At 39.2% G+C, this 15,256-nt stretch carries 17 protein-coding genes, 1 tRNA gene and 1 other annotated feature; all 18 genes read left to right on the top strand.

The window, feature by feature from the left end; translation table 11 throughout:
* The first annotated feature begins 47 nt into the window (after positions 1–47).
* The 18 genes from V6C17_RS08155 (at position 48) to yajC (ending at position 15,248) form a co-directional block, all read left to right on the top strand.
* Positions 48–123 (top strand) — tRNA-Asn (locus V6C17_RS08155).
* A gap of 159 nt (positions 124–282) precedes the next feature.
* Complete coding sequence (locus tag V6C17_RS08160; protein WP_333522080.1) at positions 283–534, top strand: NAD(P)H-dependent oxidoreductase subunit E; 252 nt, start codon at positions 283–285, stop codon at positions 532–534.
* Positions 525–2,222, top strand: a complete 1,698-nt coding sequence (locus tag V6C17_RS08165) for a [Fe-Fe] hydrogenase large subunit C-terminal domain-containing protein (protein WP_333522081.1) — start codon at positions 525–527, stop codon at positions 2,220–2,222. Before V6C17_RS08160 ends, V6C17_RS08165 begins: the two co-directional genes overlap by 10 nt.
* The gene (locus V6C17_RS08170) at positions 2,222–3,373 is read left to right on the top strand and encodes a SpoIIE family protein phosphatase (RefSeq protein ID WP_333522082.1); all 1,152 of its coding nucleotides are present in this window, start codon (positions 2,222–2,224) and stop codon (positions 3,371–3,373) included. The genes V6C17_RS08165 and V6C17_RS08170 overlap by 1 nt, the downstream gene beginning before the upstream one ends.
* Positions 3,374–3,393: 20 nt before the next feature.
* On the top strand, positions 3,394–3,633 hold the full coding sequence (locus tag V6C17_RS08175) for a (2Fe-2S) ferredoxin domain-containing protein (RefSeq protein WP_333522083.1): 240 nt from the start codon (positions 3,394–3,396) through the stop codon (positions 3,631–3,633).
* A 29-nt stretch (positions 3,634–3,662) separates the two neighbouring features.
* The gene (locus tag V6C17_RS08180; protein ID WP_333522084.1) at positions 3,663–5,159 is read left to right on the top strand and encodes a 4Fe-4S dicluster domain-containing protein; all 1,497 of its coding nucleotides are present in this window, start codon (positions 3,663–3,665) and stop codon (positions 5,157–5,159) included.
* 48 nt (positions 5,160–5,207) lie between these two features.
* Positions 5,208–5,455: a binding site (T-box leader), on the top strand.
* Positions 5,456–5,481: 26 nt separating this feature from the next.
* Positions 5,482–6,723, top strand: a complete 1,242-nt coding sequence (gene tyrS, locus V6C17_RS08185) for a tyrosine--tRNA ligase (protein WP_442891463.1) — start codon at positions 5,482–5,484, stop codon at positions 6,721–6,723.
* Positions 6,724–6,806: 83 nt separating this feature from the next.
* Entirely contained in the window at positions 6,807–7,544 is a 738-nt protein-coding gene (locus V6C17_RS08190; RefSeq protein ID WP_333522086.1) for a YebC/PmpR family DNA-binding transcriptional regulator, read from the top strand.
* 118 nt (positions 7,545–7,662) lie between these two features.
* Positions 7,663–8,238, top strand: a complete 576-nt coding sequence (locus tag V6C17_RS08195; RefSeq protein ID WP_333522087.1) for a BofC C-terminal domain-containing protein — start codon at positions 7,663–7,665, stop codon at positions 8,236–8,238.
* A 175-nt stretch (positions 8,239–8,413) separates the two neighbouring features.
* Complete coding sequence (gene ruvC / locus V6C17_RS08200) at positions 8,414–8,908, top strand: crossover junction endodeoxyribonuclease RuvC (protein WP_333522088.1); 495 nt, start codon at positions 8,414–8,416, stop codon at positions 8,906–8,908.
* The gene (ruvA, locus tag V6C17_RS08205; protein WP_333522089.1) at positions 8,905–9,501 is read left to right on the top strand and encodes a Holliday junction branch migration protein RuvA; all 597 of its coding nucleotides are present in this window, start codon (positions 8,905–8,907) and stop codon (positions 9,499–9,501) included. The genes ruvC and ruvA overlap by 4 nt, the downstream gene beginning before the upstream one ends.
* 1 nt (position 9,502) lies before the next feature.
* The gene (gene ruvB / locus V6C17_RS08210) at positions 9,503–10,531 is read left to right on the top strand and encodes a Holliday junction branch migration DNA helicase RuvB (RefSeq protein ID WP_333522090.1); all 1,029 of its coding nucleotides are present in this window, start codon (positions 9,503–9,505) and stop codon (positions 10,529–10,531) included.
* A 14-nt stretch (positions 10,532–10,545) separates the two neighbouring features.
* Positions 10,546–11,097 carry an epoxyqueuosine reductase QueH gene (locus V6C17_RS08215; protein WP_333522091.1) on the top strand — a complete coding sequence of 184 codons (552 nt, stop codon included), beginning with the start codon at positions 10,546–10,548 and terminating at the stop codon, positions 11,095–11,097.
* Positions 11,097–11,327: a DUF2905 domain-containing protein gene (locus tag V6C17_RS08220; protein ID WP_333522092.1), complete on the top strand. Its 231-nt coding sequence runs from the start codon at positions 11,097–11,099 to the stop codon at positions 11,325–11,327. Before V6C17_RS08215 ends, V6C17_RS08220 begins: the two co-directional genes overlap by 1 nt.
* A gap of 19 nt (positions 11,328–11,346) precedes the next feature.
* On the top strand, positions 11,347–12,705 hold the full coding sequence (locus tag V6C17_RS08225; protein ID WP_333522093.1) for a SpoIID/LytB domain-containing protein: 1,359 nt from the start codon (positions 11,347–11,349) through the stop codon (positions 12,703–12,705).
* Positions 12,706–12,720: 15 nt separating this feature from the next.
* Complete coding sequence (queA, locus tag V6C17_RS08230; protein ID WP_333522094.1) at positions 12,721–13,740, top strand: tRNA preQ1(34) S-adenosylmethionine ribosyltransferase-isomerase QueA; 1,020 nt, start codon at positions 12,721–12,723, stop codon at positions 13,738–13,740.
* A gap of 31 nt (positions 13,741–13,771) precedes the next feature.
* On the top strand, positions 13,772–14,884 hold the full coding sequence (tgt, locus tag V6C17_RS08235; RefSeq protein WP_333522095.1) for a tRNA guanosine(34) transglycosylase Tgt: 1,113 nt from the start codon (positions 13,772–13,774) through the stop codon (positions 14,882–14,884).
* An 88-nt stretch (positions 14,885–14,972) separates the two neighbouring features.
* Positions 14,973–15,248, top strand: a complete 276-nt coding sequence (yajC, locus tag V6C17_RS08240) for a preprotein translocase subunit YajC (RefSeq protein ID WP_333522236.1) — start codon at positions 14,973–14,975, stop codon at positions 15,246–15,248.
* Positions 15,249–15,256 lie beyond the last annotated feature (8 nt).

Here is a 15,256-nt window from a genome sequence, read left to right on the forward strand (position 1 = left end):
TACTTGGCTGGAAACGGCCTGGGAGGATAAGTAGATGCCGGTTTTATTCCTCGATAGCTCAGCTGGTAGAGCAATCGGCTGTTAACCGATCGGTCGTAGGTTCGAGTCCTACTCGAGGAGCCATTTTATAAAGATAAGAGCCATTCACCTAGTGAATGGCTCTTATCTTTATAAAATGTTTTTTAATATAATTAAGGAATTATTTTTTTATTGCTAAAGACTATTACTTCAAGTAAAATTAGAAATAGTGAAAAATATCACATGTCCAAGGGGGTTCTAATATTGCGAATTTCAATATGTTTTGGAAGTGCGTGTCATATACGTGGTGCATATGGTGTTTTGAATGCTTTTAAAACCTTACTAGAAAAAAATGATATTAAAGGTACTGTTGATATAGAAGGCGGATTTTGTCAAGGACGCTGCACTGAAGGCGTTGTTATAAAAATAAATGATGAAATTGTAACAAATGTAGCTAAAGAAAAGGTTGAAGAAATATTTAAACAGAAAGTGATGGTGCTAACATCATGCAAATAATTACTACACGTAAGGTTAATTGCAAAGACTGCCATCGATGTTTAAGAGTTTGTCCTGTTAAAGCTATTGGAATTAATCAAGGGCGAGCAAGAGTTCTTGATGATAAATGCATACTTTGCGGGCAATGTGTGACAGAATGTCCACAGCATGCTAAACATTTAATAAGTCATGTGCCAACAATTCAAGAGGCAATCCAAAATGGCAGGAAAGTAATTTTAAGCTTAGGGTCTTCATTTTTAGGACTTTTTCCAGAATATACTCCTGCTCAACTTGTTTCAGCTATTAAGGCTCTTGGTTTTAGCGCGGTTGAAGAAACAGCTGTTGGTGCTGAAGCGGTATCCTTACTTTATCGTAAACTGGTAAAGACATCTACGAAGAAAACACTAATTTCATCAAACTGTCCTGTTATTGTTAATATTGTTAAGAAATATTATCCGAATTTAGTTGAAAATTTGGCACCAATAGTATCGCCGATGATGGCCCACGGACAGATAATGAAACGTAATTTTGGTGAAGACGCATACGTTGTATTTGCAGGCCCATGCATGGCTAAATTTGCAGAACATAACGATCTTCATGCCGTCGATTCAGTTATGACATTTGTTCAGCTAAGACAGTGGTTGAATCGCCACAAATATGAGAATGGCAACTCGCCGGTAGAGTCCTACGAGCCAGAGCCATTAGGGAATGCAAGGTTTTTTCCATTGGCCGGAGGGATTTTAAAATCTTTTATGGATTTTGACATTCTCGATACCGAAATTATCGCTGTTGATGGGATTGAAGACTGCAAAGAAGTATTTGAGAGTCTATCAAGAGGAGAAATTGCGCCAAGATTCATTGAGGCGTTCTCATGTAATGGTGGTTGTATTGGAGGTCCTGCTGGTGGAAGTACTCAACCAATGCCAGTAAGACGTCTTAAGGCAATTGAATATGCAAATTCCGTTGATAAGAAGGTTTTATGGCAGCTTCCGGAAGGAGTAGATTTTTCCATTACACATTTACCTGACCCAGTTAAAAACGTTGAACCAACAGAAGATGAGATAAAGGAAATCTTGCATCAAATAGGTAAATTTACACGGGTAGATGAAAAGAATTGTGGGGCCTGCGGATATAATACATGTCGTGATAAAGCTGTCGCTGTTTACAGTGGTTTGGCTGAGACTGAGATGTGTATGCCTTATATGAGGTCCAAAGCTGAGTCATTTGCTAATATAATTGTAGAGAACTCCTTAAATGGTATAATTGCTGTCAATGAAAAAATGATTATACAAGAACTTAATCCAGCAGCAAAACAAATGTTCAGCAATAAGAAACCTATGGAAAAAGGTAATAGTTTGACTGAGTTTATTGATTGCTCGGACTTTGTAGCTGCTGCAAACTATGGACATAAGGTGCTAAGCAAGCGGGTTGAATATTCTGACCATGGTGTTATTACAGAGCAAATGATAGTGCCGGTCCCACAACATGGATTAGTAATCGGTGTTATCACTAATGTTACCGATCACGAAAAAAGAACTCAAGAGTGGCAAAAGATGAAAGAGGAAACTGTTGCCAAAGCATCAGAAATAATAAATAAACAAATGCAGGTAGCCCAGGAGATAGCGGGGCTTTTAGGCGAGACTACTGCCGAAACTAAGTCGGCACTACTTGAAATGGTTTGGGTTCTCAAAGGCAAGGAGGAGAAATAATGGAACAACTTCATGCCGAAGTAGGTATAGCTCAACTATCAAAAGATGGTGAAGAGTTATGCGGAGATAATGTTGTTATAACAAGGACATCTGACGCTACCATAATAGTTCTATCTGATGGGCTGGGAAGTGGAGTCAAGGCCAATATTTTAGCTACATTAACGACAAAAATAGCTTCGTCGATGTTAAAAAGAGGTATCCCATTAGAGGATGTTGTTAATACAATTGCAGAGACGCTACCTGTATGCCGACAAAGGAAGATTGCTTACTCGACTCTACAGATTATTAAAGTAACACCTTCTGGCTTAACGACAGTAGTAGAGTTTGATTGTCCACCAACATTTCTGATACGTGATGGTCAGGTAGTTAAGTTTCCTACCCAGGAAAGCATTATAGGTGGCAAAAAAATTAAAGTCGGCAGAATGGTTTTACAGGAAAGTGACGTGTTAACAGCAGTAAGTGATGGTGTTATTCATGCCGGCATTGGAGGCTTACTAAAGCTCGGCTGGGGGTGGAACGGTGTCGCTGACGAATTGAAGTCATTATGCAAAGGTGAATGTAAGCCTGAAGATATAACAACTCAGCTTGTAAACTGCTGTGAAGGATATTACCTTGGTCGACCTGGAGATGATTCAACTGCAGTTGCCGTTAAGGTGCATAAAGCTCGTTACTTGACGCTATTAACCGGACCGCCAGCCGATCCGGCGAATGACGAAAAGGTAACGCAACGTTTTCTTGGGCAACCTGGCAAGAAGATAGTTTCTGGTGGAACTACTGCGAATATTGTCAGTAGAATAACCGGTAAACCACTCACTGTTGATCTATTATTTTATGATCAGCAAGTGCCGCCAATCAGCCATATTGAAGATATTGAGTTAGTTACAGAGGGGATACTTACTCTTAACGCTGTATTAGAAAGACTTAATGATGTAAATAGGCTATACGATTATAAACGGCAAGATGGTGCTACTCTACTAGCACGAATGTTGTTAGAGGCAGACATGATTGGAATAATGGCAGGAAAAGCAGTTAATCCTGCGCATCAAAACCCTAATTATCCGTTTAGAATAAATATAAAGTCTCAGGTATTGTCTAAATTGTGTTCTTTACTGGAGTCTAAAGGAAAGCAAGTTCAACTAGATTGGTTTTAACATTGTAGGAGGGGAATTTTATGACACTTGTATCGATAGAGATTTGTATGGGCTCAGCATGTTACTTGTTAGGCGCTCAAGATTTACTTGAAGCGATTGAATCGCTAGCGCCTGAAAAAAAAGCAAAAATAGATTTAAGAGGGGCAACTTGTCTAAAAGCATGCGGAAATGGTCCTAATATTAAAGTGGATGGTGTTTTGCTTTCGAATGTAACGCCTAAGGAATTACTGGAAATAATTCACGATAAGATAAACGGATAGATTATCTTAGCAAGGAAGGAGACTTGGACATGTCACAAGTCACAGAAGTTGTTAAATTGCGCCGTAAAGTTCTAGCTGAAATAGCTAGAATGACTTTTGCTGGTGAGTTAATTAATAACGTTGAAGAAATATTAAACACAGTTGTAACTGAAGATGGGCCACGATATCGTTGCTGTATTCATAAAGAACGTGCAGTTCTTCAAAGCAGAATCAAATTGGCATTAAGTCAGCCCGCAAGTATTACTCTTAAAAGCGCTGCTCAAAATGCTTACGAGGGACAAGCTGCAGATATGCCAATGATTCATGTAATGTCAGAAGCCTGCGATCAATGTCCAATAGATAAATTTATAGTTACTAATGCCTGTCGAAATTGCTTAGCACATCACTGTATAAATAGCTGCCCTAAAAAAGCAATAATGGTTGTTCAAAATAGAGCATATATAGATAAAAATAAATGTGTTGAGTGCGGACTTTGCAAGAAATCGTGCCCTTACAGTGCTATTATAGAAGTAAATCGGCCATGTGAAAGTGCTTGCGATATAAAGGCTATAACTGCGGGAAGCGATAGACGAGCGTTAATTAATTATGAAAAATGTGTTCAGTGCGGAGGGTGTAAAACGGCTTGTCCTTTTGGTGCAATTACTGATCGGTCAGTAATTGTTCAACTGATTCAGGCATTGAAAGCAGACAAAAAAGTTTATGCAATTGTGGCGCCTGCTTTTGTTGGGCAGTTTGGAGCAAAGGTTCAGCCGAACCAAGTTATTAGCGCTCTTAAGAAACTTGGATTTTACGATGTTTATGAGGCGTCATATGGAGCTGATATTGTTACAGTAGAAGAAACGAGAGAATACATTGAATCTGTGCCGGAAAAACGATCATTTATGACAACTTCTTGTTGCCCTGCGTTTGTTGATATGATTGATAAGCATTTACCTGAAATGACAAGTGCTATTTCTAGTACTGTTTCTCCTATGATTGCTACTGGAAAAGTTATTAAAGAACTTGATTCTGATATAGTCACTGTGTTTATTGGTCCTTGCATTGCTAAAAAGGCAGAGGCCGCAAAATACTCTGGTGTTATAGATTTGGTCTTAACCTTCGAAGAGCTGGCGTGTATTATGGTGGGTGCTGGTATAAATATTGCCGCAGTTGAGGAAACTGAATATAAAACACACGCATCAAGTACAGGTAATAACTTTGCTAGGGCTGGTGGAGTAGTTCAAGCTGTTATAAAGCACGCTGAAAAACTTGACGGTAATGTCGTTATTAAGCCACACCGTGCCGAAGGGCTAAGTAATTGTAAAGTTTCGTTACTTCAGTTGAAGGCAGGAAAAATAGACGCAAACTTTTTTGAAGGTATGGCTTGTGCTGGCGGATGTGTCGGTGGACCAGGTGTCCTAATAAATTCAAAAGTTACGGGAAAACTTATTGAAAACTATGCTGCAACTTCTGAGTGTAAGACTGCATCTGAAAACAAAGATGCCATGGATATTTTAAACAAAGGCGGGCATTGGCACGTTAAATAGATTGACAATTTTTGAGTATGTTGTTATATTAACAAATAATAATAAATATAAAATGCAATGATTGGGAAAAGTAAACTTGTATTGCTTCGCAGAGAGCTAGGGCTTGGTGAAACCTAGTAAGGATACTTGCTGAAATACACCCATGAGCAGCCAGCCGAAAGATTAGTTCGGACTATATCTACTAGGTGAAGTCGGTTAGCCATCGTTAAAAGGCTATGCATTATTTATGTAGTGCATTTTATTAAGCGGCTTTTTAGCAATTTGGGTGGTAACGCGGGTTTTAGCTCGTCCCTCTTTTAGGGGCGAGCTTTTTATATTTAAAATGATATTTAAGGGGGATATATTGGTGTCGGTATTTGAAGTACTAAAAGAGCGCGGGTATATCGCGCAGCTTACCCACGAAAAAGAAATTGAAGAATTGTTAGCAAAAGAAAAAATTACTTTCTATATAGGGTTTGATCCTACCGCAGATAGTCTCCACGTAGGTCATTTTTTGGGAATGATGGTTATGGCTCATATGCAAAAGGCGGGGCATCGACCTATATGCCTAATCGGTGGCGGTACCGCAATGATTGGCGACCCAACTGGCAAAAGTGATATGCGCAGGATGATGACAAGTGAAATAATTGCTCAAAATGGCGAATGCTTTAAAGAGCAAATGAAGCGCTTTATTGATTTCACTGAAAATAGAGCATTAATGATGAATAATGCTGATTGGCTAATGTCACTAAATTATGTGCAAGTTTTACGAGAAATTGGTGTTCACTTTTCAGTTAATCGAATGCTGACCGCTGAATGTTTTAAACAGCGATTAGAACGTGGACTATCTTTCCTTGAATTCAATTATATGCTTATGCAAGCCTATGATTTTCTCGAATTAAACAGGAGAACTGATTGCGTTATGCAGTTAGGTGGTGACGATCAATGGTCAAATATTATAGCAGGAGTTGACCTTATTCGTCGTAAAGAAAGCAAGCCGGCGTATGGTCTGACATTTACGCTGTTAACTACAAGCGACGGAAGGAAAATGGGCAAAACTGAAAAAGGTGCACTATGGCTTGATCCGAAGAAAACTTCACCGTACGAGTTTTACCAATATTGGCGTAATATTGATGATGCAGATGTTGCGAAATGTTTAGCCTTACTAACGTTCTTGCCAATGGATGAAGTACGTCGTCTTGGATCATTGAAAGATAAAGAGATAAACATTGCTAAAAGAACCTTAGCATTTGAAGTAACTCAACTAATTCATGGCAGTGACGAAGCAGCAAAGGCTCAGCAGGCAGCTGAGGCGCTTTTTGGTGGTGCAGGTTCATTAGAAAATGCGCCTAAGGTTACAATAACATCAGAAATGCTTGAAACTAAATTACTAGATGTTTTAGCTACAACAGGCATTATAGCTTCAAAAAGTGAAGGTCGTAGATTAATTACTCAAGGTGGCTTATATATAGGTAATGACAAGGTTACCGACCCGGAAATGCTGTTAGTAGGAGAATTGTTAACCGAAGGCAGTGTATTAATCCGCAAGGGCAAGAAAAATTATACTCAATTAATACTAGAATAAGTTCTTTGAAACTAACACTTTGCCAATATTGTTATGTTATGATAAAATAATTCCTGATTTAGTTTAAAAGGGGAGAAAAATTTATGGCAGGGCATTCTAAATGGGCCAATATTAGGCACAAAAAAGGTAAAATGGATGCTATTCGCGGTAAAGTTACAACAAAAATTGGTCGCGAAATTACAGTTGCTGTACGGCTAGGTGGTAGTGATCCTACCGGCAATATGAAATTAAAACTAGCTTTGGCTAAAGCTAAAGCTAATAATATTCCTAAAGAAAACATTCAGAGGGCTATACAAAAAGGGTTAGGTGCTCTGGAAGGCAGTACTTACGAGGAACTAACTTACGAAGGTTATGGTCCGGCAGGTGTTGCTATTACGGTTGAAGTAATGACTGATAACCGAAATCGCACAGCAGCTGATATTAGACACTTGTTTTCTAAGTATGGCGGCAATCTTGGAGAAACTGGCTGTGTTGGCTGGATGTTTAACCGGAAAGGTCTCTTTGTAATTGAACAAGAGACCGGGGCTGATGAAGAAGAACTTATGATGCTGGCTCTTGAGGCAGGGGCAGAGGACTTTAAAACAGAGGATGAGTCGTTTGAAATAACCACTAGTCCGGAAGAGTTTCATCAAGTACAAGAAGTACTAGAGAAAAACAATATACAGACCTCGATAGCCCAAATAACAATGATTCCAGAAACAACAGTAGAATTGAATGCTGATGATGCCGTGAAAATGTTAAAACTTATCGATGCATTAGAAGATCATGACGATGTTCAAGAAGTTTATTCAAACATGGACATTCCAGAAGAAATGATGTAAAAAAACAGGCTTCGGCCTGTTTTTTCATTTCAAACGATATAAAAATATATTTATGTATAAAAATTGCATTTTTTGGTAATAATTTTGGCAACATAGATTTTTTGGGGGAGATGTTAATATGTTGTCATTTAAAAAAGTTGGCAAGAAGCGGGCAGTACTTGCGGGAACTGTTTTAGCGCTAGTGGGTCTGCTTACATATTATTTTGTTTATTATCCGTCAGGTCAGGATAAATATCCTATACTGCCTCAAGAAACGCAGGTTGCAAAGCAGGATAATAAAATAAAGGTAACGCCTAACACGGATATTGCCCAAAAAATTATCTACTTAAAGTGCAATGATGAAGAAGTTATTAAGACTAAACCTGCTGAAAATTTGATAGGCTTAAACTATCAGCAAGTACAAAACATTTATTCAGGCTGGAGTATTGATAAGTTTGACAATCTGGAAATAGCTATGACTCTTAAAGTTGATAGTTACTGCCGAGAACATGCTAATAATATGTTTATTGGAGTCAAAGATGGATATGTTGCAGTGTATTACGGTAAGCCGGGTGAAAAAGCAATTTTAAAAGAAGTTACTAAGCTTCCGTTAGATCATATAATGCCGCAGGATGCTGAGGAACTGAAACGAGGTTTAGTTGTTCAATCACGGGAAGAACTGCTAAGGACACTTGAAGGAATGCAATCACGTTAGACATAACTGGGATACTAAGGTAAAATAGCTTAGTATCCCAGTTTCTATTGTCAGGCTAGGAGGCTGCAAAAAAGGAATAAAGTGGTCAGTTGTCGAATTTGAGTAGTGGTATGTACCGGCTTCCACTCACTAAAGCTCGGGCAAGCCGTGTTTCTTAGAGTAGAGGAGGAAGCGTATGTTAGCGTTAGGAATAGACCCTGGCACAGCCATATGTGGTTATGGATTAGTTGAACAGCGCGGAAGTTCATTAAAAGCGGTTGAATATGGTGCAGTACAAACAAGTCCAAGAATGAGTGCTTCAGATAGATTAGTAATTATCCATAGGGATATTGATTTAATTATAAAAAAGTACAAACCTGATATAATTGGGGTTGAGCAGCTTTTCTTCAACAAAAATGTTAGAACAGCAATGTCAGTTGGGCAGGCACGGGGTGTGATTCTATTAGCTGCAGCCCAAAATGGTATTGAGTTAGCTGAATTTACCCCATTACAAGTTAAGCAATCGGTCGTAGGCTACGGTAAGGCCGAGAAGGAGCAAATCATTTATATGACACAAAGAATACTAAATCTGCCGGCAAAGCCGCATCCGGATGATGTAGCTGATGCTTTGGCTATAGCTATATGTACGACTCACTGTAATAGTAAAGCTGTGTGGGGTAATGGAAGATGATAGGGTATATTCGCGGTATAGTAAGTCATGTATTTACTGACTATTGTTTTATTGATGTGCAAGGGATAGGGTACAGGATTTTTATAGCAAATTCAACACGACAAAAGCTTGACATAGGGTCGGAGGTTTCTCTTTATACATATCTGAACGTGCGTGAAGATGCATTGCTGCTATACGGTTTTTATACTCAGGATGAGTATGAACTGTTTCTAAACCTTACATCTGTGAGTGGTATTGGTCCTAAAGTCGCATTAGGGGTGCTGTCAGCAATTAACCCCAATGCTTTTAGAATAGCAATTAGTCAAAAGAACGTTACAATACTAACAAAAATCCCTGGAATAGGCAAAAAAACTGCTGAAAGACTGATATTAGAACTTCACGATAAAATCGGGACTTCTGATGAGCAATGCCAGGAATCAGCTACTGCTTTAAGTGTTGAGCATAATGATGATGTAATTACTCAGGCTGTCGAAGCTTTGGCTGCATTGGGATATACTCGTGCCGAAGTTATGCCTGTTATAGGTAAAAAAAGTGACGTAAAATCCGTTCAAGAACTAGTTAAGCTGGCGCTGCGGGAGTTTGGCAGGAGGTAGTATGGAAGAAGATAGAATCGTAGCTGGTAAGGAACAGGAAATTGATAATTGGCAGTATAGCTTAAGGCCAAAGAAACTTGTGGAATACATTGGGCAAGATAAGGTGAAAACTAATTTAACTATTTTTGTCCAAGCAGCTTTATCAAGAGGCGAAGCGCTAGACCATGTCTTGCTCTATGGACCACCCGGATTAGGCAAGACTACTTTAGCTGGGATAATTGCAAATGAGCTAGGCGTAAATTTCCGGATTACATCTGGACCAGCAATTGAAAGACCTGGAGACTTAGCTGCTTTGCTGACGAATCTCGGTGAAAAAGATGTTTTATTTATTGATGAGATTCATAGGCTTTCCCGAAATGTTGAGGAAATATTATATTCTGCTATGGAAGACTTTGCTCTGGATATAATAATCGGTAAAGGACCTAGTGCCCGTTCGATAAGACTGGACTTAGCTCCATTCACGCTTATCGGTGCTACCACTAAAGCCGGTGCTCTGGCACCACCGCTTCGCGATCGCTTTGGTGTAATCAGCCGGTTGGAATACTACGAACCTGAACATCTTGTCTGTATAGTAAAAAGAGCAGCTGAAATCCTTAATATTGCAATCGAAGACCGAGGGGCTTATGAAATAGCCAAGCGATCAAGGGGAACCCCGCGTATTGCTAATCGTTTATTAAAAAGAGTACGTGATTACGCCCAAATTGAGGGAAATGGCATCATTACTGATATTATTGCCGACAAAGCTTTGGAAATGCTTGAGGTTGATAAATGCGGACTTGATAAAACTGACCGAAGTATGCTTCTTGCTATAATTAAAAAGTTTAATGGGGGACCAGTGGGTCTTGAAACACTAGCAGCAGCTATTAGCGAAGAAACCGATACCATTGAAGATGTGTATGAGCCCTTCCTTTTACAAATGGGTTTTATCAACCGAACTGCGCGTGGAAGAGTTGCAACATTAGCTGCTTATGAGCATTTAGGAATTCCTATAAAAGCTGACGAGCAAGTTGAACAAGGAAAACTATATTGAAGATAGGTGAACACATGCGTTTACTTTTACATATTTGCTGCGGACCGTGCGCTGCGTTTCCTCTAAAGCACTTAAGAGATTCTGGGTATGAGATAACAGGATATTTTTATAATCCAAACATTCACCCATATAAAGAGTTTACGCGGAGACTGGAGACGGCTAAGGAATTTGCTCTCAAGATGAATTTAGAGATGATAGTGGATGATCGCTATACTTTAGAGGAATTCTTAAATCATGCACTTAGCGCATCCGGTGCTGGAGGAAGGTGTGGTATGTGCTATGAAAGCAGACTGCGTCAGACTGCACGAATTGCTAAAGCCAATAAATTCGATTGTTTCAGCACAAGCCTGCTGGTAAGCCCTTACCAAAAGCACGAACTAATTAAGGATGCGTGTGAAAAAATATCTAAGGAAGAAGATATTGCTTTCCTTTATGTAGATTTTAGAAGTGGATGGACTGAAGGAGTAACAATTAGTAAAGAACTCGAATTATATCGCCAACCATACTGCGGCTGTATTTTCAGTGAGAGAGATCGCTATCACAAGATCCGAAAGGAGAGTATGTGATGTTTCCGGGCGGCTCTGAATCATTTGGGAAAATACTAATCTACATTGCCCTAGTAATTTTAGTGATTGGATTAATACTTCATTTTGGTGGAAAGTTCATCAATTTTGGGCGATTACCTGGTGACATACGTATTGAGCGGGAAAACTTTGGGTTTTATTTTCCTATTGCTAGCTCAATAATCTTAAGTATTATTCTTACGATCTTATTAAATATATTTAGCAAGCGATAGACGGGAAAGGAGAGTTATCTTGACTAATAAATATGCTGTTTGCATAATATTGCTTCTTGGATTGATAATTAGCCTTCCGCATAGTGTATATGCTAGTTCAAAAGTCGATAAGGCTGTTCTAACCACAAACCAGCCAACCATCAAAGTAGGTCTATGGTCAAAACAATCAAGTGTTTTAATTTCAATGGAATCTGATTTTGCTTTAGTGGATACTGAGACTAAAGAAGTGGTTAATAAATTTACTGGTAAAGAGAAGGTTATAGTTTCTTATCGTAACGGACAATTGCTTGTTAATGGAAAGGATATTAAGGCTAAATCGATTAGCGTTTCTGCGAAGCAGGCTAACACAGATTGCTTCATTGATGTAAATAAGAAGAGTTATCGGGGAGATATTGAAATTCGCCGTACTGCCAGTGGTCTAACCGTTATTAATAAACTTCCTATAGAACAGTATCTGTATGGCATCGTTCCAGAGGAAATGCCAAGCGAATGGCCGCTAGAGGCGATTAAAGCTCAGGCGGTAGCTGCAAGAACTTTCGCATTATATAGTTTAAATAAGCATTCCGAATATGGATTTGATGTTTGTGCTTCCACTGATTGTCAGGTTTATGGAGGAAGAAGCAGTGAAACTGATAAAGCTACTAAGGCTGTCAATGCTACAGCCGGAATGATTGCAGCGTATGGGGGAAAACCTATTCCGGCTTTTTTCCATAGCAGCTCTGGAGGCTTTACCGAAAATAGTGAAAATGTTTGGGGAACCTTCTTCCCATTTCTGCGAGCTGTAGAAGATTATGATCAAAAATCACCTTCCTATAAATGGGAAAAACAATTTACAGCAGTTGAAATTAGTGAGGCATTGCGCAAGGCTGGTTATAACATTGGTGCTATCCAAGCAATCGAATTATCACCGTTGACAAAAGCGTCAGATACTAATAATGATCGCGGGGTTTCTGGACGAGTTAAAACTATTAAATTTATTGGAACAAATGGTATTGCAAGTTTGAACGGTAACAAGCTCAGAACTATGTTGTCTCTAAAAAGTACTTTGTTTGACATAAAGATTTTAGCACCTGTCGACAAAAGTATTGATGTTAGAATAACGGACAGTGCTGGCGACAGAGAAACAAAGAAAATTGAAATCAATCTGCCACCGAGGCAAGAGCGGGGTCTTATAACTGACAAAGAAAATATTCATCGTTTGACTGGACGTACTGGTGAGATGATTTCTATCACAGGTTCGGGCTGGGGGCACGGTTTAGGAATGTCACAATGGGGTGCAAAAGCTATGGCAGAGAAAGGCCCGGCTGGTGATGCCACATATTTTAAAGAGATATTGAAACACTATTATCAATCTATCGATATAAAAAAAGCGTACTAGTTTGAGGAGTTTACCATGTTGCTATCTGAATTTGATTATTATTTACCTGAAGAATTGATTGCTCAGCACCCACATGAACCCCGAGATCACTCTCGATTACTTGTTTTAGACAAAGAAAGTGGAGAACTGCAGCATCACCGATTTTTTGATCTAATAAAATTTTTAAAGCCAGGGGATACCCTGGTTTTTAATGATACAAAAGTTATACCAGCGCGATTGTTCGGTTCACGAGCTGAAACCGGGGGGAAAGTGGAAGTATTTCTTCTTAGCCGAAAGGCTGGAGATGAGTGGGAAGTGCTTGTAAAGCCAGGGAAAAAAGCTCGTATTGGGGCGAAAATTGAATTTGGTAATGAATTATCATGTGAAGTTGTCGCTGATACTGATTTCGGCGGCAGGATTGTAAAGTTTACTTACCAAGGTATCTTTGAAGAGATACTTGATCGGCTTGGCGAGACTCCTTTGCCACCATACATTAAGGAAAAGCTAGATGATAAAGAGCGATATCAGACGGTATATGCACGCGAAAGAGGATCAGCTGCGGCTCCCACTGCTGGATTACATTTTACCGAAAAATTAATTCAAGATATTAAAAGTATTGGTGTTAATATTGCTTTTGTTACGCTGCATGTAGGGCTTGGGACTTTCCGTCCTGTTAATGTAGAAGATATCACTACTCATGTTATGCACAAGGAATACTATTCAGTTCCAGATGAAACTGCTGAGTTGATAAATAATGCTAAAAAACAAGGGAACCGGGTAATTGCTGTAGGAACTACAGCTGTACGAACGCTTGAGTCTTCTGCTATCAATGGGTTAGTCGAAGCTGGAAGTGGTTGGACAGACATATTTATATATCCAGGTCGTGAATTAAAGATAATTGATGGATTAATCACTAATTTTCATCTTCCTAAATCTACTTTGCTGATGTTGATCAGTGCTTTTGCTGGTCGTGAAGCTGTCTTAAAGGCATATTTAGAAGCTGTTAATAAGCAATACCGTTTTTTTAGCTTTGGAGATGCCATGCTAATAATATGAACTAATATATATCTTAAAAGGTGGAATTAAGTTGGCTATAACTTATGAATTAATAAAACAATGCTCTAAAACTGGCGCTCGTGCTGGACGTTTATATACACCACACGGTGTTTTTGATACTCCTATTTTTATGCCAGTAGGCACACAAGCTACTGTAAAGGCTATGTCTCCTGATGAATTAAAGGCGATGGGAGCTGGGATAATTCTTAGCAATACATACCATTTGTACTTACGGCCTGGACATGACCTTGTTGCTGAAGCAGGTGGACTCCATAATTTTATGAAGTGGGATCGGGGGATTCTTACCGATAGCGGCGGGTTTCAAGTATTTAGTTTAGGACCGTTGCGTAAGATAACTGAAGAAGGGGTAACTTTCCGCTCGCATATTGACGGTTCAAAGCATTTCCTATCGCCTGAGAAGGCAACGGAAGTACAAATGGCACTTGGCGCTGATATTATAATGGCATTTGATGAATGTGTTCCTCATCCTGCAGAACATGAGTATGCCAGACTTTCAACAGAACGTACGACTAGATGGGCCGAAAGATGTAAAAAAGCTCATACGAGAAAAGATCAAGCGCTTTTCGGTATAGTTCAAGGCGGTATGTACAAGGATCTAAGAACAATGAGTGTAAGAGATCTAGTATCTCTAGATTTCCCTGGATATGCTGTTGGTGGACTAAGTGTAGGGGAACCCAAACCGCTAATGTATGAAATGCTTGAGCACACTGTTCCGCAACTGCCTGTTAACAAACCACGCTATCTAATGGGTGTAGGAACACCGGACTGCTTGGTAGAGGGTGTAATGTATGGAATAGATATGTTTGATTGTGTATTCCCAACTCGAGTAGCGCGAAATGGTACAGTAATGACCAGTCGCGGTCGACTGGTTATCAAAAATGCCGAATACGCACGTGACTTCAGACCAATTGACCCTGATTGCAGCTGTTATGCTTGTAGGAATTTTTCGCGGGCATATATTCGCCATTTGCTAAAAACAGAAGAAATTTTTGGGATACGACTTACTACTATGCATAACTTACACTTCCTACTCGATTTTATGAGAAATATGCGTAAGGCCATACTGGAAGATAGATTCGTTTCTTTCCGGCAGGAATTCTTAGCTCAATATAGCCTACGCTAAGAGGATTATAGAATAATTCGTGGAATATGTTGTATATAATTATTTATAAGGGGGATTTTAAGTGAATTTATCACCAGAAGTTGTACAAATGTTAGCCTCTTACGGGCCAATTATATTTATGGGGGTTATTTTTTATTTCCTATTATATCGGCCTCAGAAGAAGGAGCAACAAAGACGTGCTAACATGCTCAGCAGTCTTAAAAAAGGTGATCGTATTATAACAGCTGGCGGAATTCACGGTTCAATAACCGCACTGAATGATAAAATTGTCACAATTAAAGTGGCTGATAAGGTTGAAATTAATATTTCACGCAGTGCCGTAACTACAAACGAAAGCGACACAAAAAATAACCCTAAAAAGTAAGTTATAAT

The organism is Dendrosporobacter sp. 1207_IL3150 (assembly GCF_036763085.1).
GTDB lineage: Bacteria > Bacillota > Negativicutes > DSM-1736 > Dendrosporobacteraceae > JBAIYU01.

Bases quoted from the DNA above. Each gene is read 5' to 3' on its own strand.
- ruvB (WP_333522090.1), top strand. From the start codon at position 9,503: ATGGAAGAAGATAGAATCGTAGCTGGTAAGGAACAGGAAATTGATAAT.
- V6C17_RS08215 (WP_333522091.1), top strand. From the start codon at position 10,546: ATGCGTTTACTTTTACATATTTGCTGCGGACCGTGCGCTGCGTTTCCT.
- tyrS (WP_442891463.1), top strand. From the start codon at position 5,482: ATGATATTTAAGGGGGATATATTGGTGTCGGTATTTGAAGTACTAAAA.
- ruvA (WP_333522089.1), top strand. From the start codon at position 8,905: ATGATAGGGTATATTCGCGGTATAGTAAGTCATGTATTTACTGACTAT.
- V6C17_RS08175 (WP_333522083.1), top strand. From the start codon at position 3,394: ATGACACTTGTATCGATAGAGATTTGTATGGGCTCAGCATGTTACTTG.
- V6C17_RS08195 (WP_333522087.1), top strand. From the start codon at position 7,663: ATGTTGTCATTTAAAAAAGTTGGCAAGAAGCGGGCAGTACTTGCGGGA.
- queA (WP_333522094.1), top strand. From the start codon at position 12,721: ATGTTGCTATCTGAATTTGATTATTATTTACCTGAAGAATTGATTGCT.
- V6C17_RS08165 (WP_333522081.1), top strand. From the start codon at position 525: ATGCAAATAATTACTACACGTAAGGTTAATTGCAAAGACTGCCATCGA.
- V6C17_RS08180 (WP_333522084.1), top strand. From the start codon at position 3,663: ATGTCACAAGTCACAGAAGTTGTTAAATTGCGCCGTAAAGTTCTAGCT.
- V6C17_RS08170 (WP_333522082.1), top strand. From the start codon at position 2,222: ATGGAACAACTTCATGCCGAAGTAGGTATAGCTCAACTATCAAAAGAT.
- V6C17_RS08190 (WP_333522086.1), top strand. From the start codon at position 6,807: ATGGCAGGGCATTCTAAATGGGCCAATATTAGGCACAAAAAAGGTAAA.
- ruvC (WP_333522088.1), top strand. From the start codon at position 8,414: ATGTTAGCGTTAGGAATAGACCCTGGCACAGCCATATGTGGTTATGGA.
- V6C17_RS08220 (WP_333522092.1), top strand. From the start codon at position 11,097: ATGTTTCCGGGCGGCTCTGAATCATTTGGGAAAATACTAATCTACATT.
- yajC (WP_333522236.1), top strand. From the start codon at position 14,973: ATGTTAGCCTCTTACGGGCCAATTATATTTATGGGGGTTATTTTTTAT.